The 26,130-nt window shown below is 35.9% G+C and carries 24 protein-coding genes and 1 pseudogene; 8 read left to right on the plus strand and 17 right to left on the minus strand.

The annotated features are described in order from the left end of the window. Nucleotides 1-60: 60 nt before the first annotated feature. Both ACFX5U_RS17715 and ACFX5U_RS17720 read right to left on the minus strand, forming a co-directional pair. Nucleotides 61-2,526, minus strand: coding sequence for an ATP-binding protein (locus ACFX5U_RS17715; protein ID WP_400261621.1), 2,466 nt, complete (start codon nt 2,524-2,526; stop codon nt 61-63). Continuing rightward, a complete protein-coding gene (locus tag ACFX5U_RS17720; protein ID WP_400261622.1) occupies nt 2,504-4,162 on the minus strand; it encodes a two-component regulator propeller domain-containing protein in 1,659 nt (552 codons plus the stop codon). Before ACFX5U_RS17720 ends, ACFX5U_RS17715 begins: the two co-directional genes overlap by 23 nt. Nucleotides 4,163-4,369: 207 nt before the next feature. Here ACFX5U_RS17720 and ACFX5U_RS17725 point away from each other — a divergent pair, with 207 nt between their 5' ends. Genes ACFX5U_RS17725 through ACFX5U_RS17740 form a run of 4 tightly spaced genes read left to right on the plus strand, consistent with a single transcriptional unit; the run spans nt 4,370 to nt 6,880 of the window. Next, on the plus strand, nt 4,370-5,323 hold the full coding sequence (locus ACFX5U_RS17725; RefSeq protein WP_400261623.1) for a DUF2157 domain-containing protein: 954 nt from the start codon (nt 4,370-4,372) through the stop codon (nt 5,321-5,323). Further along, nucleotides 5,313-5,528: a hypothetical protein gene (locus ACFX5U_RS17730; RefSeq protein WP_400263633.1), complete on the plus strand. Its 216-nt coding sequence runs from the start codon at nt 5,313-5,315 to the stop codon at nt 5,526-5,528. Before ACFX5U_RS17725 ends, ACFX5U_RS17730 begins: the two co-directional genes overlap by 11 nt. Beyond that, nucleotides 5,455-6,405: a DUF4401 domain-containing protein gene (locus ACFX5U_RS17735; RefSeq protein WP_400261624.1), complete on the plus strand. Its 951-nt coding sequence runs from the start codon at nt 5,455-5,457 to the stop codon at nt 6,403-6,405. Before ACFX5U_RS17730 ends, ACFX5U_RS17735 begins: the two co-directional genes overlap by 74 nt. After that, a complete protein-coding gene (locus tag ACFX5U_RS17740; RefSeq protein WP_038700642.1) occupies nt 6,392-6,880 on the plus strand; it encodes a GDYXXLXY domain-containing protein in 489 nt (162 codons plus the stop codon). Before ACFX5U_RS17735 ends, ACFX5U_RS17740 begins: the two co-directional genes overlap by 14 nt. Nucleotides 6,881-6,938: 58 nt before the next feature. Here ACFX5U_RS17740 and atpG read toward each other — a convergent pair whose 3' ends face one another. The 9 genes from atpG to ACFX5U_RS17785 form a co-directional block, all read right to left on the minus strand. Further along, on the minus strand, nt 6,939-7,832 hold the full coding sequence (gene atpG, locus ACFX5U_RS17745) for an ATP synthase F1 subunit gamma (RefSeq protein ID WP_038700644.1): 894 nt from the start codon (nt 7,830-7,832) through the stop codon (nt 6,939-6,941). A 79-nt stretch (nt 7,833-7,911) separates the two neighbouring features. After that, on the minus strand, nt 7,912-9,486 hold the full coding sequence (gene atpA / locus ACFX5U_RS17750; RefSeq protein WP_038700646.1) for a F0F1 ATP synthase subunit alpha: 1,575 nt from the start codon (nt 9,484-9,486) through the stop codon (nt 7,912-7,914). A 49-nt stretch (nt 9,487-9,535) separates the two neighbouring features. Beyond that, nucleotides 9,536-10,081 carry a F0F1 ATP synthase subunit delta gene (locus tag ACFX5U_RS17755; RefSeq protein WP_038700648.1) on the minus strand — a complete coding sequence of 182 codons (546 nt, stop codon included), beginning with the start codon at nt 10,079-10,081 and terminating at the stop codon, nt 9,536-9,538. A gap of 31 nt (nt 10,082-10,112) precedes the next feature. Continuing rightward, nucleotides 10,113-10,613: a F0F1 ATP synthase subunit B gene (locus tag ACFX5U_RS17760; RefSeq protein ID WP_038700650.1), complete on the minus strand. Its 501-nt coding sequence runs from the start codon at nt 10,611-10,613 to the stop codon at nt 10,113-10,115. A 92-nt stretch (nt 10,614-10,705) separates the two neighbouring features. Continuing rightward, entirely contained in the window at nt 10,706-10,894 is a 189-nt protein-coding gene (atpE, locus tag ACFX5U_RS17765; protein ID WP_021188666.1) for an ATP synthase F0 subunit C, read from the minus strand. A gap of 35 nt (nt 10,895-10,929) precedes the next feature. Next, the gene (gene atpB / locus ACFX5U_RS17770; RefSeq protein WP_038702969.1) at nt 10,930-12,018 is read right to left on the minus strand and encodes a F0F1 ATP synthase subunit A; all 1,089 of its coding nucleotides are present in this window, start codon (nt 12,016-12,018) and stop codon (nt 10,930-10,932) included. A 76-nt stretch (nt 12,019-12,094) separates the two neighbouring features. Next, the gene (locus ACFX5U_RS17775; protein WP_038700652.1) at nt 12,095-12,499 is read right to left on the minus strand and encodes a hypothetical protein; all 405 of its coding nucleotides are present in this window, start codon (nt 12,497-12,499) and stop codon (nt 12,095-12,097) included. Beyond that, nucleotides 12,492-12,713: an AtpZ/AtpI family protein gene (locus ACFX5U_RS17780; protein ID WP_038700654.1), complete on the minus strand. Its 222-nt coding sequence runs from the start codon at nt 12,711-12,713 to the stop codon at nt 12,492-12,494. The genes ACFX5U_RS17775 and ACFX5U_RS17780 overlap by 8 nt, the downstream gene beginning before the upstream one ends. A 48-nt stretch (nt 12,714-12,761) precedes the next feature. Continuing rightward, on the minus strand, nt 12,762-15,002 hold the full coding sequence (locus ACFX5U_RS17785; RefSeq protein ID WP_400261625.1) for a helix-turn-helix domain-containing protein: 2,241 nt from the start codon (nt 15,000-15,002) through the stop codon (nt 12,762-12,764). Between the two features lie 243 nt (nt 15,003-15,245). Here ACFX5U_RS17785 and ACFX5U_RS17790 point away from each other — a divergent pair, with 243 nt between their 5' ends. After that, nucleotides 15,246-15,743, plus strand: a complete 498-nt coding sequence (locus tag ACFX5U_RS17790; protein ID WP_038700657.1) for a phosphoheptose isomerase — start codon at nt 15,246-15,248, stop codon at nt 15,741-15,743. A 189-nt stretch (nt 15,744-15,932) separates the two neighbouring features. Here ACFX5U_RS17790 and ACFX5U_RS17795 read toward each other — a convergent pair whose 3' ends face one another. The 3 genes from ACFX5U_RS17795 to ACFX5U_RS17805 form a co-directional block, all read right to left on the minus strand. After that, nucleotides 15,933-16,364: a hypothetical protein gene (locus tag ACFX5U_RS17795; protein WP_400261626.1), complete on the minus strand. Its 432-nt coding sequence runs from the start codon at nt 16,362-16,364 to the stop codon at nt 15,933-15,935. A gap of 76 nt (nt 16,365-16,440) precedes the next feature. Next, entirely contained in the window at nt 16,441-17,037 is a 597-nt protein-coding gene (locus tag ACFX5U_RS17800; protein WP_400261627.1) for a hypothetical protein, read from the minus strand. 6 nt (nt 17,038-17,043) lie between these two features. Beyond that, entirely contained in the window at nt 17,044-18,165 is a 1,122-nt protein-coding gene (locus ACFX5U_RS17805) for an SPFH domain-containing protein (protein WP_400261628.1), read from the minus strand. 202 nt (nt 18,166-18,367) lie between these two features. Between ACFX5U_RS17805 and ACFX5U_RS17810 the strand changes: the two are divergent. Then, nucleotides 18,368-20,231: pseudogene (locus ACFX5U_RS17810) on the plus strand (DNA topoisomerase IV subunit B). A 239-nt stretch (nt 20,232-20,470) separates the two neighbouring features. After that, the gene (locus ACFX5U_RS17815; RefSeq protein ID WP_400261629.1) at nt 20,471-22,255 is read left to right on the plus strand and encodes a hypothetical protein; all 1,785 of its coding nucleotides are present in this window, start codon (nt 20,471-20,473) and stop codon (nt 22,253-22,255) included. Between the two features lie 143 nt (nt 22,256-22,398). On the opposite strand, the gene ACFX5U_RS17820 is transcribed toward ACFX5U_RS17815, so the two are convergent. The 3 genes from ACFX5U_RS17820 to ACFX5U_RS17830 are packed head-to-tail and all read right to left on the minus strand — an operon-like array spanning nt 22,399 to nt 24,862. Next, complete coding sequence (locus tag ACFX5U_RS17820) at nt 22,399-23,304, minus strand: class I SAM-dependent methyltransferase (protein ID WP_038700667.1); 906 nt, start codon at nt 23,302-23,304, stop codon at nt 22,399-22,401. Between the two features lie 54 nt (nt 23,305-23,358). Further along, a complete protein-coding gene (locus tag ACFX5U_RS17825; RefSeq protein WP_038700669.1) occupies nt 23,359-24,111 on the minus strand; it encodes an ABC transporter ATP-binding protein in 753 nt (250 codons plus the stop codon). Between the two features lie 16 nt (nt 24,112-24,127). Continuing rightward, nucleotides 24,128-24,862, minus strand: a complete 735-nt coding sequence (locus ACFX5U_RS17830) for an ABC transporter permease (RefSeq protein ID WP_038700671.1) — start codon at nt 24,860-24,862, stop codon at nt 24,128-24,130. Nucleotides 24,863-25,144: 282 nt separating this feature from the next. On the opposite strand from ACFX5U_RS17830, the gene ACFX5U_RS17835 reads away from it, so the two are divergent. Beyond that, nucleotides 25,145-26,089: a LiaI-LiaF-like domain-containing protein gene (locus ACFX5U_RS17835; RefSeq protein ID WP_038700673.1), complete on the plus strand. Its 945-nt coding sequence runs from the start codon at nt 25,145-25,147 to the stop codon at nt 26,087-26,089. Nucleotides 26,090-26,130 lie beyond the last annotated feature (41 nt).

Genomic DNA, 26,130 nt, shown 5'->3' on the forward strand with positions numbered 1-26,130 from the left:
GGGTACATTATGTTAACAGACCTGACAAAGGACTTTTAATAAACAAGTCAAGATGCTACACTACAGAATTTTACGATAATAAGATGGTAAGTTCCCAAAAGTGGACTTAAAATATTTACTAAATTGTTTTGGATTGCCAAACCCTACTTCATACGCAATTTCAGAAATTGAAAATTTTGAATGCTGTATAAGATGCATTGCTCTTTTCAATCGGATATACCTAATATACTCCGTCGGAGAATACCCCGTAATGGCTAATATTTTTTTATAAAGACCTACCCGAGTCATATGCATTCTTCCTGCCAATATTTCGACAGATAAAGTCGAGTCTGACAAATCCCGTTCGACTTCAATAATTACTTCCCGAATAAATTTCTCATCGGCAGATTCAATCTCAGGTTGACTAAGTTCTATAGCGATTTGTTTTTGATATTTCTTAACGAGCGAAGATTTTTGATTCAGCACACTCGCAATTTTAGATTTCAACAATTCAAAATTAAATGGTTTGAGAATATAATCAGAAGCACCGGCTCGAAGAGCCTGTAGTTGAATATGCTCATCCATGACTGCTGTAACCATAAGAACAGGAATATGTCGGTAGCGGTCTGATGATTTCAAATAAGTGCAAAAATCAATTCCACTTTCATCCGGTAATTGAATATCAGCAATGACCAAATCATATTCTTTTTGAGACAGGTAATCCTTCGCCTCCTTAACAGAGCAAACACCATCAATAAGAAATTCATCCGTTAAATTTCTTTTCAAATAATCTAAAAATTCCAGATGATCCTCAATGAGCAAAATTTGATTTTTCTTGGCCGTGTGGTCTGACGCAACCGCTATGGGCATACTGACCGTCTCTATTGGTATTGCGACAACAAAACTAGTTCCCCGCCCCTCTACACTATCAATTGAAATATTTCCATTCAGAAACTCCACATAATCCTTAACGATAGAAAGACCAATACCTGTCCCTTGATTCAAACGGCCATTCTTTACATCATATTGAAAATAACGATCAAAAATTCGAGATTGGTATTCTTCGGGTATCCCAGGACCTTCGTCCTTAATTTCTAATCGCCAAACATCAAAATCATTAATTTGTTCCTCAATAGTAACCCCAACAGTCACCTTACCTCCAGACTTACTAAATTTAATTGCATTTGACAGTAAATTGAAAAGGATACTTTCAATTTTCCCTTTATCAAAATTACCTAGATAATGCTCCCGGTCATAACTTGCCTCTATATACAGAGAATTTACTTCGGCCAATTGGAAAAATGGTGCAATCTGTTCTTTATTAAAAAGAATCAAATCACCATATTCATCCATACGGTTAATCTGATTTTTTTCTAACTTTCTAAAATCCAACAATTGATTAACCAAAATCAATAAACGCGAAGCATTCTTATTGATCAGCCTTAAATCTTCCTTCTTCTGCACATCTGTTTCCTTTTGCAGAAGCTGCTCAGAAGGTGTTAAGATTAAACTGATCGGAGTCCTAAACTCGTGACTTACATTGGTGAAAAAACGAGTTTTCAACTCGTCCAGCTCTCTTGCCTGTAAAGCCTGTTCAGTCACCAAAATCAATTGGTTTCTGGTCTTTGAACGTAATTTCAACCAAGCCTGCCACAAGTAAGCACAAGAGATCAAAACCAGTACATAGAGCAATAATGCCCACGACGATTTCCAAAAAGGAGGCGCTATAGCAAGTGTCAATAATAATGTTTTCTCAGACCAACTTTCATTATCCACAGAATGCCTAATATAAAATTTATATGATTTTGAATCGAGATTGGTAAAATTTGCTTTCATGGTACCAGTCTCAAAATCAAACCATTCATCACTTAATCCATCCAGCTGGTACTGATATATACGATTATCCTGTTGCAAATAATTAAATGATGATAATTCAAGTGAAATAGCATTTTGATTATATGGAAGTTTTAATTTCTTCACATCAATCAACGACTCATTAAGAATAACCTGACCATTTAAGCGTTCACCAACATTTATTTTGCGATTAAAAAGATAGATATTAGATAATACAGGTCTTAAATCTTCCTTTGAACCCCAGATCATATTAGGGTCAATGATATTATACCCCTTGGGCCCACCAAATATAAGTTGTCCATTACGCATCTTCAAAGCCGAATTTTCATTAAATACATTGCTCTGAAGCCCTTGCTCCTTATTAAAATTACGAATTACAAATTGACTAGCATCTTTAATGGGAACGATTTCAGACAAACCCTTTACCGAGGATGCCCACATGTTATTCTTGTTATCTAAAACCAATGTCAATATACCATTATCGATTAACCCATCCCCCATATTCAAATATCGGATAGTATCATTTTGAATAATATTTATACCCTCCTGCGTAGCCACCCAAATATGCCCCAACTCATCCTCCTTGATATCATAAATCAAATCATTAGAAAGACGTAATTTCCCTTCTCTTTCATTAATATGTTTAATTTGACCATTTGGTGTAATCAATTCAATACCGGTAGCAGTTTCCAACCCAAATGTTTTTTTTAGAATCTTCAAACAGAACTGACACATATGTACTGGAAATAGGCTTTCCCTCACGAGAACGGAACGGAAAAAATCTTTCATGTTCCTGATCAAACAAATATAGACCAGCAGATAACGTTCCTATCCAGAAGCGTCCTCTTGAATCTTCAAATATTTCCCATACACTATCCCCCGGTAAACGAGCTGGTCCAGTACCCTTATCATATGTTTTAAACGTTTTACCATCGAATCGGCTCAATCCTCCATGATAAGTACCTACCCAAAGTATATTCTTATTATCCAAATAGAGACTTACTACAACATCACTAGGTATGGAATTTGGATCGCTCGGATCGTGTTTATATTGCTTATAGATTTTATTTTCAACATCATAATGGAGTAAACCACCACCATTCGTACCGATCCATAAATTATCATGATCATCTTGAATAAAACGATTAACATCATCAAAAGGTAATGTTTTAGAATTACCAGCATAATTTTGGTAAACAGGAAATAACAATAAGTTTGGATGATAATAACTTATTCCACCCTTATACGTTCCAACCCAGATTATCCCTTTTGGATCCTTATAAAGAGAAGTGATACTGTTGTAAGGCAAACTTCTTAAATTATATTCTTCATGACCTATAATGTCAATAGATCCCGTCTTCTTATCAAACACATTGATTCCCCCATGATCAGTAGCTAACCAAATCAAACCATGCTCATCTTGAACAATATTTCCAACAAAAACATTTGACAGCCGTTCTTTAATAGGAATGATTTCATTTGATCCATCTTTAATCCAAAATGCACCTATTGGGATATCTTTTGAATGCACCCACAAATCTCCTTCTCCATCTATAAAAAGACGATAATTAACACGCTGTATATCAACAGGCAAAGCAAATTCCTTTATTCGTTTCCAAGATCTATTATGGATTAATTGAACCAAGCCATTGTCATATACAACCCAAAAAGATTCTTTCGAGAAATTCAAAACATCAACAATTTTTCGACCTTTTATGGATGGGAAAAATCTTGCTTTTTTTAATTGAGTATCGAATAAAACAAGTGAACTATCTTTATATAAGACCGCGAATTCATTATTGCCGAAAGAACGAATAATCTCTGGGTCGCCAGAAGGTAGATTCCAAATACGTAGAATAGAGTCAATATTTTGAGTAATAGTTCCTCTTTTTTGATCATATACATTCATTTTCGAATGCGTACGAATCCATATTTGTCCCTCAGGTCCCTCAAATAATCCTGAAATGGGATTGCTACTCAACCCAGAACCTTTGTTGGATGAATAACGAAAATTTGTAAATTGAAGTCCATCAAATCTACTCAATCCAGATTCTGTACCAAACCACATATAGTTATACTGATCTCGTAGCGTACAATTAATATGATTATGAACTAAACCTTGATCTGATGTAATATTTTTAAAAGAATAGCCTATACCTTGACTGAAACAAAAATTAGTAATCCATGAAAAAATAAGCATAAAGCTCAAAAGTAGGGCATTACGGAGCATCAAATTTACAATTAGTAGTTTAGCACCAATGATAGCAAAAATATAATTAAATAAAAAGAAAATATTCCCAGACAAATGTTTATTGCCATCACATCGCATATTTGCGATTGATTAAATGTAAACCAATCTAGCAGTTTAGCTATCAGGCATCAACTTATATCGATAAACCAAGTGGTTACTTTATCGGAACATGCTTATTCAACGTAATATGCAGAATCATGCTATCCATTAACAGCCTATCGCTACGAATAGACGGTTTTCAATAATTAGACAATCAAATCCTACAATTTATTATTAAATTTAGTAATGGAAAAAATAGATCGAGAAGACATATCTATTACTAGCAAACACAGTAATAGATCAAAAGAGCAGATAAAAAAGCTCCTAGAACAATATGTATATGCGAACAACGAAGATTGGAGAAAATTCATAAATCTATTTTTACTCATATTAGGAATAGGATTTTTTGTATCTGGAGTCATATTTTTCTTTGCATACAATTGGGCTGACCTCAATAAGTTCATGAAAATTGGAATTGTACTTATCTTACTTATAACGACTGTAGTTTGTGGAATCCAATTAAAGATAAAGGAGTCTTATAAAAATATGCTTCTTACCGCTGCTTCAGTAATCGTAGGGGTATTATTTGCAATATTTGGCCAAATATATCAAACTGGAGCTAATGCCTATGATTTTTTTCTAGCTTGGACACTATTCATTACCATCTGGGTCTTAGCAATTAATTTCTATCCCCTTTGGCTCCTATATATGATTTTATTCAATACCACAATCATACTGTTCAATGAACAAGTACAGAACAATTTTGATACGAATGCATTAACAACACTTATTTTTCTCATCAATGGTATTACCTTGGTCGCACTCCTAATTTACAGTAAAAGGAAAAATAACAACATTCCACTCTGGTTTAGAAATACGTTGGTACTTATAGTCACTACGATAGCTACCATTGGTATGATCGATATAATTTTTTACGCTAAATTTCCAGAAGGTTTATTATTAACCTCCGGTACGCTCGGTTTCTTTATATACGGCATAATTTACGCACTCTCGACTAAAAGTACTTTCTTTATAGCGACCATATCATTCAGTCTATTAATCCTAATCAATAGTCTACTGATTAAAATTTTTGAAAACGAAGCTGTCTTAATCCTGGTCAGTATTGTTGTCATTATTGCGACAACGGCAATTATTAAATTATTACTAACTCTTCAAAGAAAGTGGAACAATGACAAATAATCAAGAACTATTAAAAAAGATAGAGGCACTAACCCACGATAGCGAAGCTGGATTTCAAATCAATAATCAAAAAGTCGTTGAAGAGTATCAGCATCTGAAAGAAAATAGAAACCAACATAGCCATAAAAATATTGTCGATACTTGGAATTATCCTAAGTGTTTTAAGTTTTTTAGCTGCATTACTATTTCTCAATCTGTTGGATGAAAAATTAAACCTGATTATCAGTGGTGCCCTATTACTAATCCTTTCGATAGTAGGCCTTAAAAAATATAGCAGTATTATCATTGACACTGCGAGTATAACATTGTACGCAGTAGGAGGCTGGATGTTGATTTATGGTCTCGATACAAATAATACAAACTTGATATTAGTATTATGTATAGTGATTAGCTCATGCACACTCGTAATCGTGCAGCGCTATCTCTTATCTCTTCTTAATATGCTTTGTATCATTTACGCCATATTTGCTTTAATAGCTAATAACTTTGAAAATATGATTTACTTCGCATTTGCTAATGCTTTAATCGTAGTCGCCTTATTCTTAATTTCAAATCATGAAGCATTCATAATTTCGAAACGAAACTTCATCAGTCAAATTCAACAACCTTTACGAACAGCATTATTCTTATCCACCTTAGCAACAACAGCGTACATTGTACTTTCACATTTCGACACCTATGAAAATAGCGTAAACACTAGCTCAATAGCCTTATATCTAACATCGATTACCTATGCGGTTGCAATTATATATATGATTCACAAAATCATGCTCAAACTTGGTATCACTAATACAAAATTGCGCATCACGATCTATACACTAAGCTTAATGATTTTAATTGCAACTATAATCAATCCGGGAATATCAGCATCCATTTTCCTTATTTTACTATGCTTCTATTATCAATATAAGTTTGGTCTTTCATTGTCCATAATTGCAATGCTATTTTTTCTATGGCATTTTTACTACAATCTCAACTTTACATTATTGACCAAGTCCATCCTATTACTTGCCTCAGGAGCATTATTTATAGCCGCATATTTTGTTATCAACATCACTAAAGACCAACATGAAGAATTATAGAAACTGGATAATCGCTGTTAATCTACTGGCAATAATCGCTTATTTTAGCTATACAGTAATCGAAAAAGAACGCACATTAAGACATGGAAAACTCATTCTTCTAGCATTGGCACCTGTAGATCCTAGATCACTTATGCAAGGTGATTATATGCGTTTAAGGTATAGTATCGCAGACAGCATAGACCTACATACAGCCGCCCCGAGAGGTTATCTCGTTGTTAGGTTGAATGAGCAAGGTATAGCGAAAGGAATTCGGATACAAGACGATGCACTCCCCCTAAACAAAGGCGAAATATTAATAAAATATACCTTATCCAATAGAAACGCCTTAAACATTGGCGCCGAATCATATTTCTTTCAAGAAGGGCATGCTGTAAAGTATGAACATGCTAAGTTTGGAGGACTTAGAGTAGATGAAAAAGGAAATAGTTTATTGATTGGACTTTATAATGAAAAGGAAAAATTCATTGAATAAAACATAAAAGGCGATGAATATAATTCATCGCCTTTTATGTTTTTATTATTAAGCTTTATTATCCATTTGACAATGCTGCAGCACCAGAAACAATCTCTGTCAATTCTGTTGTAATAGCAGCCTGACGAGCTTGGTTGTATGAAAGCTTCAATGCTTTTAACAAATCCCCAGCGTTATCAGTTGCTTTGTCCATTGCAGTCATACGAGCCCCATGCTCAGAAGCATGAGAATCCAGAATAGCTTTGTATAATTGGGTTTTAATAGCTTTAGGAATTAATTCCTCGATGATCTTCTCTTTTGAAGGTTCGATAATATAATCAACCTCAGCAGTTTTTTCCTTAGCCGAAAGGTTCTCCTCCGAAGGAAGTAATGGTAATATTTGCTCAGAAGTCAAGATTTGTACCGCTGCATTCCTGAATTGGTTATAAACCACTTCTACACGATCAAAGGTACCTTCTTTGAATTGTTCCATTACAAATTCAGTGATTTTTGAAGTGTTTTCAAAATTCAAATCACCGAATAAATCACTATGATTGGCAATAATATTATAAGCAGGCCTTTTAGCATAGAAATCATAACCTTTCTTACCTACAGCGATGATACTCACATCACCTTTACGTAATTGATCGGCATATTTTTCAGCAACTAACTTATTAGTAGTCTTGATTGCATTCGCATTAAAAGCACCAGCCAAACCTCTATTTGAAGAAACAACAATAATCAACACTTTATTTGGTTCACGATCTACAGTGTAAGGAGAATTACTTCCTTCTACACTTGCAGATACATCTGCCAAAATCTCACGAAGTTTATTCGCATACGGACGCAATTGAACAATTGCATTAGTAGCACGTTTTAATTTCGCTGCAGACACCATTTTCATCGCTTTAGTAATCTGCTGTGTTGATGTTACCGACGCGATACGGATTCTTACTTCTTTTAAATTTGCCATATTTAATTTGAGATTTGAGTATTGAGTACTGTGTATTGAGTATAACTCGCTATACTCAATACTCTATACTCATATCTAATTAATATTTTGATGCTAAATCTTTAGCTACTGTTTCTAATACTGAAGTTAACTCATCAGAGAATTTACCCGCTTTAAAAGCGTTTAAAACCTCTGGATGACGTTGCTCTAACAACGTTAAGTACTCTTCTTCAAATTCTCTCACTTTATTTACTGGAACAGAACGGAATAAACCTTTTGTACCCGCATAAATAATCGCTACTTGTTTTTCAACAGAAACTGGAGAATATTGAGCTTGTTTCAAAATCTCAACGTTACGAATACCTTTGTCCAAAACTCCTTTTGTTGCTGCATCTAAATCAGATCCAAATTTCGAGAAAGCTTCTAGCTCACGGTATTGTGCTTGGTCTAATTTTAATGTACCTGCAACCTTTTTCATCGGTTTGATCTGCGCGTTACCACCTACACGTGATACAGAGATACCTACGTTAATCGCTGGACGAATACCCGCGTTAAACAAGTTAGATTCTAAGAAAATCTGACCATCAGTAATTGAAATTACGTTTGTAGGGATATAAGCAGAAACGTCACCCGCTTGAGTCTCGATAATAGGAAGAGCAGTTAATGAACCACCACCTTTTACCAAGTGTTTGATAGACTCAGGAAGGTCATTCATATTTCTAGCAATCTCGTCAGAAGCATTGATTTTCGCAGCTCTTTCTAATAGACGACTATGTAAATAGAATACATCACCTGGGTATGCTTCACGTCCCGGAGGTCTTTTCAATAATAAAGAAACCTCACGGTAAGCTACCGCTTGTTTTGATAAATCATCATATACGATTAACGCTGGACGACCTGTATCACGGAAGAATTCTCCGATTGCAGCACCCGCCATTGGCGCATAAAACTGTAATGGAGCTGGATCAGCAGCTGAAGCAGCAACAACAATTGTATATGCCATAGCACCACGCTCTTCTAAAGTACGAACGATGTTCGCAACTGTAGAATTCTTTTGACCAACAGCAACATAAATACAATATACAGGTTGACCTGCATCATAAAATTCCTTTTGGTTTAAGATCGTATCGATACATACAGCAGTTTTACCTGTTTGACGGTCACCGATTACTAACTCACGTTGTCCACGTCCTACTGGAATCATGGCATCAATTGCTTTGATACCTGTTTGTAATGGCTCAGTTACCGGTTGACGGAACAATACACCTGGAGCTTTACGCTCGATTGGCATTTCATATGTTTCACCTGTAATAGGTCCTTTACCATCAATTGGCTGGCCTAATGTATTTACAACACGACCACACATACCTTCACCTACTTTAATAGATGCTATACGATTCGTACGTTTGATAGTATCACCTTCTTTCACGATGTCTGAAGGACCTAAAAGTACAACACCAACGTTATCTTCTTCTAAGTTTAATACGATACCTTGTAATCCGTTATCAAATTCAACCAATTCACCGGACTGAACTTTAGTTAAGCCGTAAATACGAGCAATACCGTCACCAATACTAAGTACGGTACCAACTTCCTCTAGTTCGGCTTCTGATTTAAAGCCCGACAATTGTTCTCTTAAAACTGCCGAAACCTCATCTGGTCTTACCTCTATCATTGTTATTATTATAAGGGGTTCTTGATTTTATTAAATGTTAAAATCAACGCTATGCGCGTTGACCTTCAAAATATCTTTCTAATCTATTTAATTTACCTGCAATACTTGCATCATATTGTTTGTCACCAATAGTGATTACAAATCCACCGATCAACGATTGATCAATTTTATTAGTAATCAACACCTGTGCATTGATTTGATTTGCAATAATTGCTTTTAATTCTGATAAATTAGTATCAGAAAGTGGTGCCGCAGATGTAACTGTAGCATTTACAATTCCTTTTACCTCATTGTACGCACGAATAAATTCATGAGCAGCAGCTTCAATTACTTCAGCACGACCCTTTTGGATCATAATATTGAAGAATGATAAAATAGCGGGATTGATTTTATCTTTAAATAATGCCTCTAAGATATTTACTTTCTTATCCAATTTAATGATTGGATTAGACAATACTGCACGTAGCTCAGGATTAGCTTTCAAAACAGCGATAAATTGTTCCATATCTGTTTTGATAGCGTCCAAACTACCTTGTTCATTTGCCAAATCAATTAATGACTTTGCGTATCTCGATGCTACTTTAAATACTGACATACTTCTTTAATGATAAAATTTGAATGACCGATTAGTTTACTTTTACGTCTTTAAGCAAATCTGCGATTAACATCTCTTGCTTATTTTGGTCTTCAAATTCTTTGCTTAATACTTTGCGAGCGATATCCAATGCCAAAGTAGAAACTTGATCTTTCACCTCAGCCATAGCCTTATTTTTTTGCTCGTTGATTTCAACCGAAGCCTGAGCAATCATTTTCGCACCTTCGGTTTGCGCGATGGTTTTAGCTTCAGCAACAATCTTATCTTTTATTTCTTTTGCTTCCTTCAGGATTAAATCACGTTCTACGCGAGCTTCCTTCAATAAAGACTCATTTTCGTTTGTTAAACGAGCCATCTCTAATTTAGCTTTTTCAGCAGATTCCAAAGCCTCAGAAATACCTTGTTCACGCTCCGCTAATGCAGCTATGATAGGTTTCCAAGCAAACTTGCCTAATAAAAAGATAATGATTAATAAGATGATGACTTGCCAGAAAAACAAACCAAATGAAAACTGTTCTATTAATTTTTCCATTGATGTATGATAATATTTTTTGTATTTCGTCTAATTGAAAGTATTATCTATGACCAACCGTCATAAATAATACTTTTAAATTCATTGGGTGATTATTTACCTAATAATAACGCACCGAAAGCTAAACCTTCTAATAAGGCTCCGATAATGATCATCGCAGTTTGGATTTTACTAGCTGCTTCTGGTTGGCGAGCAATTGCTTCCATTGCTGAACCACCGATTTTACCTAGACCTAATCCTGCTCCGATAACGATTAAACCTGCTCCAATTAAATTGTACATAATAAATGATTTAAATATAATTAAACAAAAAATTCTTAGTGATGTGCCTCGTTGTGTTCTTCAACAGCCATTCCGATAAATAGGGACGACAACATGGTGAAAATAAACGCTTGTAAAAATGCAACTAAAATTTCAACTACCATAAGGAAACTTGTCAGTAACAATGAAACACCGATACTTCCGCCTACCGATAGCTGCTCTTGCAGCAAATAAACAACGGCAATTAAACCCATTACTACAGTGTGACCTGCCGTAATGTTGGCAAATAAACGAACCATTAAAGAGAATGGTTTTGTGAACAAACCCAAAAACTCGATTGGCATTAAAGCAATTTTAAAAGGAACTGGTACTCCTGGCATCCAGAAGATATGTTTCCAATAATCCTTATTTGCTTTAAGATTGATAAATAAAAATGTAAAGATCGCTAGACAAAAAGTAACCGTGATATTACCCGTTACGTTAAACCCTAGCGGAGTTAAACCCAAAAGGTTTAAAACCAATATCATAAAAAACACCGATAACAAATAGGGCATAAACTCTCTATAACGGTGACCGATATTTGGAATAGCCATCTCATCACGTACGTACAGTACCATAGGCTCTAATACGCGTCCAAAACCTTTTGGCAAGTTGTTAGCACCTTTCTTGTATGTGTTTGCTAAGCCTAAAAAGCCCCAAAACAACAATACAGTAGTTAAAAGTAAACCGACAACATTTTTTGTAATTGAAAAATCTAATGCTTTTTCATTTGTTGGATGATGTGCTTCGTCGTAATTAAGTGTTCCTGCAGCATCTGTCTTGTATATTTTTCCATGATACAATTTGTAAAACTGACCATCTTTCTCTACAACATTCTGTCCAAAATTGAATTCTGAAGACATAAACACTTTAATTCCTCCATCAATCAAGATAACAGGTAATGGGAACCCAAAAGTTTTACCCGCCTCTTTATCTGTGAATAATGAAAAATAATGATCATCTTGCAAGTGATGCTCGATGTAAGATGAGATTTCCTCACTTTGAGATTTAGGCTCTTCGCTTACTTCATTAGCTTTAGCCAAAAACGGATTAACAGCAAATAAAATCACTGCAAAAAAAAGAAATGCTTTCTTAACGCTCCCCATGTTCTGTTTTTTATTTTTGCGCAAAAATACAATATTATTGTCAATTTTTGCGATTAATTTGAACTTTTTATTAAAACTACTTATTGACTGATTCGACATCCTTATTTATGACCTTAAAAGCAACTAATACGTCAAAAAATAAGAAAAGAAAAAAGACGACTAAAAAATTATATTCGAAGATATCATCGGATGAATGATTCATTCCCGCTCTAAAATACACATAACTCAATGCAGCTTTGAGTGTGATCAATCCTAAAAAAATAAAACCTAAATTTTTAGGCATCACCGCATCAGAAATCAAAATAACAATCAGTATAACCAACGATGCAAGCGATTCAAATGTATACAAACTATATAACTCAAAACCGGTAAGACTTTTAAAGTCTGCTATTCCAAATGAAGGTAACGCGTAATGGTGCACCCCAAATAGGACAACAGTAAAAATTAAAAGTAGGGCAATAAATTTTATGTAATTATTCATCTCTATTCAATCGATTAGCTTCTCGTATAAAATGATAAAGTGAGGCGAAAATACCAATAAATGTACATATTTTCATGGCAAGACCATTAGAAAAATGGTACTTCTCATCTAACCATGTGCCTAACAAATACATCAAATAAATGGTAACACCCATTTGAAATGGTAATGATATAAAAACCATCCATTTATTTGGGTTCTTATTAGACTTTCCCATGGCTATTTATAGCTAACTTTTACAAACATACACATATTTTGAAACATCTTAATCATGAAGTGGAGTTTCTAAAACTTTTTGTCCGATTTTAATATGCGGATAATCCACACTTGCGCCTAATATCATCTTTAATTCTGATGATGATTTTCCTGGATTTGCCTTTATTGCATTAACGATAAGCTCCAATTTATCTTGCTCAATCAATTCAGTAGCTTCCACTTCTGTACCCACATAATGAATTAAATGACCATAAATAGTACCCGCAACCATCCCTCTTTTTACCGCAATTTCTTCAATGGTAGCACCATCCTTATACAGTTCCAAAGTCACTTGTTTGGTATCTAGCTTTTTAGCACTTTCTCCCTCTTCTTTCTGTACGACTAGATCTTCTTTTTCCTTTGTTTTAGATTGTTCCTGCACTTGCACTAAAGCTTCCTGAAAATCATCTTTTTTCGAGAGTGCATCAGCAATAATCAAACATTGTTGCAGCTGCTCCCTCTTGCGCTTAAAATCCAACAATAACTCCTTAGCCTCGTCGATATATTTTTTTGTACGTTTCTTAATCTGCCAATCTTTAACATGCTTTTCCAATGCCGAAATCAGATCTTGATCCATTTTTGGCAAAAACCAATTCACAGCAGAGGTCGTACGCTCACAGATCAAGGCATAGTCCACATGTTGATCGGTCTTTTTCAACAATTCGTATAATTGCGTGATAAATTTATGCGCTACCTTTTCCTGTGTCGCCAAATTAGACTGCAGGGTAGACCAGAAAGCTTCCGCCTCCACTTTACCATCAATATTACGATCGGCTAAAGCCACGACCTGCTCTTGACAAGAACTGGTCAGATAATCCCAACGAAAACATTGGATTAGATTTTGGGCCAAGTAGGTTCTTTGACATTGCTCTAGAATTTCCTTAACATCGGTTTGAAATGAAGACCGTAAAGCAAATTCGACCACTTGACTATCGGTACGTATCGCATAGTTAGGGATGATAGATTTCAGCACAAGTCCATTCAAACTGGTCAATCTACTCAAAGCAACATACACCTGCCCTGCTGCAAACGAAGTGCCTGCATCTATAATCGCTTTATCGAATGTCAAGCCTTGGCTCTTGTGGATAGTAATAGCCCAAGCCAACCGTAACGGGAATTGTGAAAATGTTCCCAATACCTCTTCCTTTATCTGATCCTGTCCCTTATCATAATTATACTTGATGTTTTCCCAGGTTTCTCTTTTAGCAGTTACCTCCTCACTTCCATCCGGAAAAGTCACAACGACCGTTCCTGCTTGAAGATTAATATCCTTCACAGTACCGATTTTACCATTATAATACTTCCGATCTTCACCAGTGTCATTGCGAATAAACATCACCTGCGCACCAATCTTCAACGAAAGGATCTCTTCTGCTGGATAAGCCCCTTGAGAAAATTCATCCTTAACCACAGCTTTCAAATTAAGCATCTTCCCCGCCAGATTGGCCAATGCTTTACCATTAATATCATCTGCATTACGGTTATGTGATGTAAGCGTAATAAATTGATCTCCCTCCTTTGGTTCAAAATCGGGTTTATAATATGTATTAAGTTCCTGCAACATTTCGGTATCGCAGTTATTGTTTCGGATTGCATTTAAAATCGAAATAAATCCTTCATCCTGCTGACGGTAGATTTTATCCAGCTCCAATAAAATAGGTGGGTTGTCGCGAAGAACTTTAGCATTAAAAAAGAAAACAGAACTATAATGATTGCGAAGAACCTGCCACTCATGATCACGAACGACTGGTGGCAATTGATATAAATCTCCAATAAATAGTAATTGTAAACCACCAAAAGGACGCATATCGCGACGTACAGACTGCAGAATTACATTAATAGCATCTAATGTGTCAGCACGAACCATAGAAACTTCATCAATCACCAGCAATTCCAACTCCTGAAGAATCGTACGACGTTGCTTAGTCAATTTAATGGTACTGAACAATCGGCTCTTATTGTAAATATGGCCATCTTGCTCATCCCACTTCAACTCGTGGTCTTCTATAAAAGTTCCAAATGGCAACCAAAACAACGAATGCAACGTTGTCCCTCCCGCATTCATAGCTGCAACACCAGTAGGCGCAGTAATCGCCATTTTTTTATAACTGTGGTCACGTATATATTTCAGAAATGTCGTTTTACCTGTACCCGCCTTTCCCGTAAGAAAAATATGCTGATTCGTTTGATTAACAAAAGCAACAGCTTGCATAAAAGACGTATTTTCACGATCGATTTTAAATTCTGACATATTGATATTTTAAAGTAGGATTACAAAACTAATCAAATATTCTGAGAGGATATAATGATAACAACGCTACAATTTATAGCAACCACAACTTACACTCCCCAAAGGTTAGCATAAATTAGGAATCGAATAATACGACCCATGTGTAATAAAAAAAATAGCTAAAACGTTTATGCTATTTTTATTTAAAAGATTTTTTTTATATTTAGCACTGAAATAAACGACATTCTCACTAAGAAACATATTATGGTAACTGATAAATCAACGCTATTTGAAGAATTAGATAAAGCGTTAAAAGAAAAGGGATTTGAAATTGATAAATCTGATCAAACAAGACCTTGGGGTGGCTTCTTTGTTATAAACGAAGACCAAGCTCAAAAATTTGCAGATGAGTATTTCGACGGTTTAGACATTAAGGATTTAAAAATATCCGGTAAATTAAGCCCGAAAGTGCTTGTTGTAGCACCACAAAAAAGATTGTCTTGGCAATATCATCACCGTCGTGCCGAAATTTGGAAAGTAATCCACGGGACTGTTGGTGTTATGGTTTCAGACACTGACGATGAATCAGTGGTACAAACCTTAACTGCTGGTAGTGTAATCAAATTACGTCAAGGTCAACGTCACCGCCTAATCGGATTAGATGGATATGGCATCCTTGCTGAAATATGGCAACATACAGATATTGAAAACCCATCTAATGAAGACGATATCGTTCGTGTTCAAGATGATTTTGGCAGATAATAAATATTGCTAGACAAATAGTCAACCAATAACAAGCTACATGTAAAGAAATCATGGAACTTCACAGTCCATGATTTCTTCTTCCATCCTGTTCCATTGCTGTAAAATAATGGCTATCTAAAAAATCACCACAGCTCGTATAAAGATACGTCTCCTATCAAGATATCATTTTTGGATACTAAATCAACTTTATTGACTCAATAAAGCGACAATAATGACGATAAATAAAACAAGAAATGCAATCTTCCAAAAACTATAAGGTCGTTGACCATACACCCTACCATTAAATGCATTAACCATGATTTGGTAACTTTTACCCTTATATCGATAGGCTGACAACCAAACCGGAAGTAATACATACTTCAACTTGACATCCTTATAAACAGAATCAACATCATCTATTTGCTGTGTATCTCCTCCAATATCTGCGCGCACCGTGTTGGCGATTTCAGCATCCATTATATTTTTGGCAACATGGCTCCCTGCAATATGATCGATACTAAAAGTCTCTGCCACAAATCCACTTAAATATTGACTATTGAATGGTTTTAGATGCTGCATATCCCAAGGGCCTATCTTCGAAGCAAAATCATGAGGTAAAGATGTTGACGCACTGACCAATACATCTTTAAAACGATTATAAACATGCCCTGAAGCATGATGCCATCTTGTCCGTTGTTCCTGATAAGTTTCAGTTTTACCATCGGCCGCCCTCCGGGTTTCTTGTTACATAATAATATTCACCTCGCTGCCCTTGATAAGATGAACTCGCATGGGCATCATAAGACCAAAAGGGAATATAAACTCCCTTTAACCGATTGTTCTGTGCGCTAAAAATACGTTTAAAGTTATTTGGCGCAAACCACAATCCACCCGACCATTTCTTGAAAAGAGAAAATGCTTTATTCTCTTCAATAAAAAACGGAATTAGAGCATGTGGTTTCACAACGCGTTTCTCCTGATGGTCAATCACCAATGGAGAAGCACAAAAAGCACATAAATCTGCTGTAACATGAGGATCCAAAGTTGAGTTTGCACCACAATTTTGACAGTGCACAACCTCAGCAGTGATCGTAAATCGAGCATCATGAATATCCTGCATCGCAGCAGTGAACTCATCGTAGTCAACAGCATCAATAACAGCATGAGCGATATCGCTTTCTATAATCTGATTTTCAGTCCCGCAATAAGCGCACTTCAAATATGATGTCCCAGGTTGATAGGCTAAAATAGCACCACAACCCTGACACTTCAAATCTTGGCTTATATCCGATGTTTTTTCTACAAAACCCATAATTGCTTACTGGACTCCTGGAATTGGGGGCGGCATAGCGTTGAATAAACTTTTCAATTCTTCTATTTCACGCGCTTCCTTCCAATTTTCCATACCTGCTTTCCAAACCAATGTTTCAGCAAGTAGTTTTCCACTCTTAACCTCACCCTGTAATTGTTCTATTCTAAATGGCCCTTCTTGCACACCATTTAAAGCTAAAAAATATTGAACCACCATAGGTATTGCAGGAGGAACTTCTCCGGATGGATGATTTCCATCAAATTTATTTTGCTGAAAAACGCCTGTCATTTGACCGGCCATTCCCGCTCCCAAACCTACGCCCAAGCCAGCTCCCATAATACCACCACCACTTGGGTTTTCTGCAGCCTTTTCCATGGCATTTGCAGCTTGAAACTGGGCATAAGAACCTAAGTTGCCAACAATACCCATACTGCTTCTTTTGTCCAACACTTTTTCAACCTCTTCCGGCAATGAAATATTCTCGATCAAAAATTTAGTTAAATTCAAACCGATTTCTTCAAATTCAGGATTTATCTTCTCATGCACAAAAGTCGAAACCTCATCATAATGAGAAGCCAAGTCCAAAACAGCAATTTTCGACTCCGCGATAGCATCCATCCCTCTGGTGACAGCAATATTACGCAGTTGATCATGAATACCCTCTATAGTAAACGTTGAATTAGTCGATGCAATCTGCTTTAAAAACACAGCTGCATCCTTAACCTGAAAAGCATAAGATCCAAAAGCACGCAATCGTACAGGACCAAATTCAACATCACGAAGCATAATAGGGTTCTTAGTACCCCATTTCTGATTCGTAAACTGTCTTAAACTGATAAAGAATACATCCGCCTTAAATGGACTATTAAAACCGTATTTCCACCCCTGCAAGGTAGTCATGATGGGCATATTTTGAGTGGTCAAAACATGTCTACCAGCTGTAAAAACATCGGCTATTACCCCTTCATTCATAAATACCGCAACCTGCCCCTCTCTGACAGTGAGCTGTGTATTCATTTTTATTTCATTCTGATACCTCGGAAATTTCCATACGATTGTATCAGGACTATCATCGACCCATTCAATGATATCGATAAACTCATTTCTTATTTTATCAAACAACCCCATAATTACGTTTATTACGTTTCCTAAATTTAGTTAAATATTCAACATTCTAATGCAAATATTTCGACAATTTATCGCAATACATTTAAACCGGAACAAGGATAAACACCGCTTCCAGTTTAAATAGTTGATTTAAGATATTGACTTCACTTATTTAATCTTTATTTTGCTATTTTTGCTACACACCGAAGAATAATTAAAAAACATGAGTACTTATAACGAAGATAGTATACGTTCCCTCGATTGGAAAGAACATATTCGCTTACGTCCCGGTATGTATATTGGGAAGCTAGGAGATGGTTTCTGCCTACGACGACGGTATTTATGTCCTATTAAAAGAAGTAGTCGACAACTCTATAGATGAGTTTGTAATGGGCGCAGGAAAAACAATCGAAATTACAGTCAATGACAATAAAGTTGCTGTACGGGATTATGGTAGAGGTATACCAATTGGTTCCGTAGTAGATGTTGTTTCAAAAATCAATACAGGGGGTAAATACGATAGTAAAGCCTTTCAAAAATCTGTCGGCCTTAATGGTGTAGGTACTAAAGCTGTCAATGCCTTGTCAGGACAATTTACCGTGCAATCATACCGCGAAAAAGTAACACGCGTAGCACAGTTTAGTCAAGGAGAGCTGCTATCAGATGAAGAAAAAGAAACCACACAGCGAAATGGTACAGCAGTTATATTTTATCCTGACGAAACCATATTCAGAAATTATAAATACCGCTTAGAATTTGTGGAGAACATGATTTGGAATTATGTTTTCTTAAACTCAGGCTTGACGATTAATTTCAACGGACAAAAGTTCATCTCTGAAAATGGGTTAAAAGACCTTTTAGAAAGAAATATCGATACGGAATCAATGCGCTACCCAATCATTCACCTCAAAGGAGAAGATATTGAAATAGCGATGACCCATGGTCAACAGTATGGAGAAGAATATTACTCTTTTGTAAATGGACAACATACCACCCAAGGGGGTACCCATCAAGCAGCCTTTCGTGAAGCATTGGTTAAAACCATACGGGAGTATTATAAGAAAGAGTTTGAAGCTTCAGACGTTCGTTCTTCTATTATTGGTGCTATTGCCATAAAAGTACAAGAACCCGTATTTGAATCGCAAACTAAAACCAAGCTAGGTTCACAAAGTATTGGTCCAGATGGTCCTACAGTAAGAACATTTATCAACGACTTTGTAAAAAAAGCACTTGATGATTACCTGCACAAAAACTCGGATACAGCGGATGCCTTATTGAAACGTATCTTACAGTCCGAAAGAGAACGTAAAGATATTGCGGGAATCAAAAAACTAGCAAATGAACGTGCAAAGAAAGCATCGCTACATAATCGTAAGTTACGTGATTGCAAAGTTCATTTTTCGGATAAAAATGAACGCAATTTAGAAACAACCTTATTCATCACAGAGGGAGACTCCGCTTCTGGTTCCATTACAAAATCGCGTGATGTACAGACACAGGCTGTCTTTAGTTTAAAAGGAAAACCGTTGAATTCATTTGGCATGTCCAAGAAAATCGTATATGAAAATGAAGAATTCAACCTCCTACAACATGCTTTGAATATCGAAGATGGCTTAGACGGATTACGCTATAACAATATCGTATTTGCCACGGATGCCGATGTCGACGGTATGCACATCCGTTTGTTGCTTCTAACATTCTTTTTGCAATTTTTCCCGGATCTTGTCAAAGCAGGACACGTATCCATTTTGCAAACACCATTATTCCGTGTGCGCAATAAAAAAGAAACCATATACTGCTATTCAAATGAAGAAAGACAGCGTGCAATTGCTAAACTAGGAAACAAACCTGAAATCACACGATTTAAAGGTCTTGGTGAAATTTCACCATCCGAGTTTGGTTTATTTATTGGAAAAGATATGCGTTTAGACCCTGTATTCTTATCAAAAGATAATAAGATAAAACAACTTTTAGAATATTATATGGGCAAGAACACTCCTGATAGGCAAAAACACATCGTAAACAATCTTCGCGTTGAGTTAGATTTAGAAGAAGAACTAGCCAAACTAGCACAGCAAGCGGGTTAACCCCGCTTGTTTTCTATCCTACTTCACCCAAGGTTACCATCCAACAACTCCAATCCACAGCGACCCGATGTCGGGAATTAAGAAGTGACACCTACCTAGACTAAAATTAATAATCAAAAAAAACCTAAAGTTACATCCAATTCTAGGATTAAAAAGTGATCTATATCATTTTTAAAACACACAAGCATCACTTTTTGAGATCAATTTTATTCCGTATTTCGTATTGAAATAAAATTGATATGACGCACTCATTCCATATTCCCGTTTTGGGACTAGCCTTTTCAATAGACTCTCCTTTAAAAGTTGCTCGATTTGGCATTTCTTCTGTAATATCCATCGTAGATGATGAGTTAATAGAACGTATTCGAGCATACTACTGCAATAGCTATCATAAAGAATACCTCCCGATTACAAAAGCAGATCAAAACTACAGATCCCTAAGAATAACATCTTACCTAAATCTTGTTTCACAAGCAGTAAAAGAACAAATTGATCATATGCGAACAGAAATATTTGAACCAGGTTCAGCTATCGATCGCTATTTTCAACTTATTCCAGAATCACACCCAGCAAAAAACTGCTATTACAACATGTTGTTAGAAACCAACTATGTCGAAAAAGCAAAGAAAAAGCAAAGCTTAAGATCTTTTATCCAAGCAGGAGATATTGATGTGAATATCATGTCTAAAGTTGATAAGATAAATCACGATAAAAATGGAAATCCCTTAGATGAAAAATGGTCCGATGCTTTGGCGGCATTGCAGGGATTTGCAAACTCAGAGTTAAAATCTTCAGTCATTCTATCAGCCGGTATGAACCCAAGGCTGTATAGTTATTTAGCCGAATTACCTTCATTCTGGCAGAATGAGGATGGTACATTCGATAAAAAATTAACATTAAAAGTCAGCGATTATAGATCAGCTTTAATTCAAGCAAAATTTTTAGCAAAAAAAGGAATTTGGGTTTCCGAGATTAGAGTCGAATCAGGTTTAAACTGCGGTGGACATGCCTTTGCCACTGATGGTTTTTTATTGGGTCCGATATTATGTGAGTTTAAAAATAAAAAACTCATATTACAACAAGAGCTGTTCGCTATTTATCAACAATATTGGACTCAAAGAAACAGACACTTCGCAGATGCTCCTCCAATTAAATACACCGTGCAAGGTGGGGTCGGCACCGCAAGTGAACATCAATTTCTGCTGAAACATTATGAATTTGATGCCGTAGGGTGGGGTTCTCCTTTTTTACTTGTACCAGAAGCGACAACAGTTGATGATGAAACATTGACGGCATTGACAACTTCGGTAGCAGATGATTTTTACATTAGCGGTGCCTCTCCCCTTGGAGTTCCATTCAACAACTTTAGAAAAAGCACTGCAGAACGTTTGCGGAAAAAGAGAATAAAAGAAGGTCGCCCAGGTAGTCCTTGCAAAAAAAAATACTTGGTATCAAACGTCGACTACGGCCCTGAACCTATTTGTACAGCATCTCGCCTTTATCAAGACAAAAAGATTAAAGAACTAAAAGCAAAAAAACTAGACCAAGTAACCTACGAGCAGGAATTCGCACTCATAACAGAAAAAACATGCCTTTGTGATGGACTTGCAGCACCTGCATATTTAAAATATAATATTTTAAAACCCAAAGAGCAGGATGCAGTGTCCATATGCCCTGGTCCGAATACCGTCTGGTTTAAACAGAAATTCTCACTCGACCAAATGATCAATCACATCTACGGAAAAGACGATTTAATAAAGAACGAAAATCGACCATTTTTTTTCATCAGCGAACTGGAACTATATGTAGCCCATATCAAAAAATACGTAGAACTGAACTCCTTTTCTGTGGATGATAAAAAAATAAAATACCTCGATAAATTCAAGAATCAATTGATTGATGGAATTACTTATTACAGAAATTTAACACATGATTTAAAAGATTTTTCACAACAAATTATAAATAGTATACCGCAACAACTGGAGAATGCAGAGACAGAACTAGCTGAAATAAAATTCCAATAGTCTATTTTACCCTAAAAATCTATTCTTCACGGATTGCAAAAGCGATTACTGAACCAATCAGGAAGAGAACAAGCAACACAAGTTATAAAAGAAGAAGGGGCAGCTGATCAGCTGCCCCTTCTTCTTTTATAATGTAATTCCAGTTACTTCGCTACTTTTCTGAATTTACCAAAAACACCCAAAGGTAATTTCGGTCCTGCAGTAGCTTGAAGATAAAGTTCTCCAACTTCCAGATTCTCTACTTTCGGAAATGCTGTACGAATTAAGTTCTCTACGATAACAGAAGAAAAACCTAAAGAATAAGTATTCAATATCAAGAAATGTTCTTTAGGATCCAATAATTTCACTACATCATGCATCATCTCCATGATATGATCCTCAAGCTTCCATTTCTCTCCTTTTGGACCATGGCCGTAAGCCGGAGGATCCAAGATGATACCATTATATTTATTACCGCGTTTTACTTCACGCTTCACAAATTTCAAAGCATCCTCTACAACCCAACGAATATTATCAATATCCGATAATTCTTGATTTTCATTAGCCCAAGTAACAACTTGTTTAATAGAATCGACGTGAGTCGTATCTGCACCAGCAGCACGAGCAATCAATGATGCACCCCCAGTATAAGCAAATAAATTTAATACTTTAGGCGTTTCAGTTTCAAATGCACGTACAGATTGAGATATATAATCCCAATTTACCGCTTGTTCTGGAAAGATACCTACGTGTTTGAATGATGTCAGCCCGAGACGAAACTTAATCGCAACATCATTATTTTTATATTGGATATGCCAGCGATCTTGCACTTTAGGGTTCTTTTTTAACCACTCTCCTGAAGTAGCAGAACGACCCTTGAATTTAATATCATGGTGTTTATTCCATTCTGCTTCCGTCAACGTTTTCGGCCATACAGCCTGTGGTTCTGGACGAATTAAAACTAAATCACCAAAACGTTCTAATTTCTCGAAATCACCACAATCGATTAACTCGTAATCTTTCCAATGTTGTGGTGTTAATAATTGTATATCTGTAGTAGTCAAAATCAATAATTTGGCGCAAAGATACGTAAATCTAAAAACAAATATGCAAAGATGAGTAGATTACATCGTTTCTTTTGCACGCTTCATCAAGGGACTTGCAAATACAAAATTATTGAGCTCTTCGACATCCGACCGCATCATATCCTGATTTGACCCTTCCCAAAACTTTTGTCCCTTATAGAGATATAAAATATATTCGCCAATTCCCATAACCGAATTCATATCATGAGTAACCACAATCGTCGTCGCATTGTATTCTTGTGTCAATTCCAAAATCAACTCATCGATCAAGATTGAAGTTTCAGGATCCAAACCCGAGTTTGGCTCATCGCAAAAAAGATATTTAGGACTCATGGCAATTGCACGTGCAATGCCAACACGTTTCTTCATTCCTCCAGATAATTCCGAAGGAAAGAGTTTATTTCTTCCTTTCAAGTTCACCCTTTCCAAACAAAAATTAGCACGATCCAATTTTTCTGATTTAGACATCTCCGTAAACATATCCAAAGAAAAAATTATATTTTGTTCAACAGTCATAGAGTCGAATAAGGCCGAATTCTGAAATAACATCCCGATTTCTTTGCGAATAGGAATACGGTCTTCAAAACTTAATTTAGAAAAATCCTGACCATTAAAGAGCACGCGCCCCTTATCAGGTTCATGCAAGCCCACCATACATTTTAATAACGTACTTTTTCCAGAACCCGAACCGCCAATAATCAAACTCACCTTTCCCGGTTCAAAAGTAGCGTCAATGCCTTTCAGCACCTCATTACTTCCGAAAGATTTATAAATATGCTCTATTTGTATCATAATATGTTAAAGAGAATTAAAGCATCAGCGCCGTAATTAAATAATCCGCTGCCAAAATTGTTATACATCCGATAACAACAGCTTTTGTACTTGCTTGCCCCACTTCTAATGCACCCCCACTAACAGTAAATCCTTTATAAGCTGATATGGAAGTAATAATAAAACCAAAGACAAATGCTTTCACCAAGGCAACAGTAACCGTAAATCCATTAAAACCCTCTTGAATTCCCATGATATAGTCCGAAGGTGTTACAGCCCCCGACAGAGCTCCCCCTAAAAGTCCGCCAACAATAGAGCAAAAAATTGCAATAGTAACCAATACAGGCACCATCGTGATACCCGCCAATATTTTAGGTAATATCAAATATCCAGGGGCATTAATACCCATGATCTCAAGTGCATCTATCTGCTCGGTCACACGCATAGAGCCTATCTGAGATGAAATAGAGGAGCCAACACTCCCCATAAGAACCAAAGCCGAAATCGTTGGACCCAGTTCCAAAATATTGGAATCTCGATTAATGGACCCAATTATTGAATTTGGAATTAAATCAGAAACCAGTTGAAAAGCAATTTGCATGGTCATTACCGCTCCTATAAAAGTGGAAATAATAAGTATGAGTCCGAGAGACCCAAGACCTATTTCATTCATGGCGTGCATGGTTTCCTTCCAATAAATTTTACCTTTCTCAGGCCTTTTAAAAACCGAACGTAGCAAAAGCAAATAAGAACCAATATGGTGAAATATCATATATTTTTACAGTATTTATTTCTTTAAAATCTAATATACCATTATAACACCATAAAATACAAATTGGTTTTTTATAATATGGGCATAAAAACATAATCAAAGATAGGCAATACTTATAAAAATGAACTAATTTCCCTTTCAACAGAAAACGCACAATTCAGTTACCGATGAAATGAGATATTTTACCGAGATTAGTACCTAAATAACCTAATTCATAAAATCAAAAATTAATTTTAGTTTACATTTGTGCTAGAGCAAAACAAAATACTAAACGATTAGACTATGGATGCTAAAAGAATCACAACAGGTATTATATTTTTATTCATTGGAGTCATCCTACTTTTAAGTAAAATGGATATTATTGAGTTCAATTGGTTTGAGGTTTTTCGCTATTGGCCATTACTCATTATTTTAGTAGGTGTCAATATACTAGTCCCTAAAAAAGATATTGGTTATATCATATCCATCGGGACTACCTGCGTTATATTAGCCATATTTACGTACATCGGAATAACGACTCCAAATCAAAGTTTATTGTCCCGTATCATGGATCATAAAAATTTGAATATAGATTTAGATAATGATGAAGACTTTACAGGCACATCAAACTTTGTTTCTGCTAAAAAAACACTAAATACGACTCATGCAACAGCTAACATTGACCTAGGCGCTACCCAAATCAAGTTAAAGGACACAAGTGACAATTACTTGTTCGAAGCAGCAAACAGCTCAAACAATTACTTCCTTTCATTAAATTCAGAAACAGCTAAAGATAGTTCTGTTACCCTGAATTTAAACGGAAAAACAAAAAAAGGAATAAACTCAAAAGGCAATGCCACGGTCATCAAACTTAATAAAAATATCATCTGGGATTTGAACCTAGATGTTGGCGCTGCAGACATTCAAGCTGATTTATCAAATTTCAAACTTCGGAATCTATCCATTGACGCTGGAGCTAGTAATTTAGACCTCAAATTGGGTTATCCCCAGATGCTAACGAATATCAACATTGACGCAGGAGCATCTTCTATACAAATTGCGATTCCTAGAGAAGCAGCATGTCAGATAACAACAGAAATGGCACTTTCCTCGGTACATTCCGATGATAGCTTCGTAAAAGGAAATGAAAAAGGAACCCTTACAAGTTCGAATTTTGAAAGCGCAAAAAACAAATTCAAAATTTCTATTGATGGAGGCATCACTTCTGTATCGATAACACGGTATTAAAAGAGCTTAAATAAGTGCAATAGAATATCTAACTTTGCATT

The sequence above is a fragment of the Sphingobacterium sp. SG20118 genome (assembly GCF_044740685.1).
Classification (GTDB): Bacteria; Bacteroidota; Bacteroidia; order Sphingobacteriales; family Sphingobacteriaceae; genus Sphingobacterium.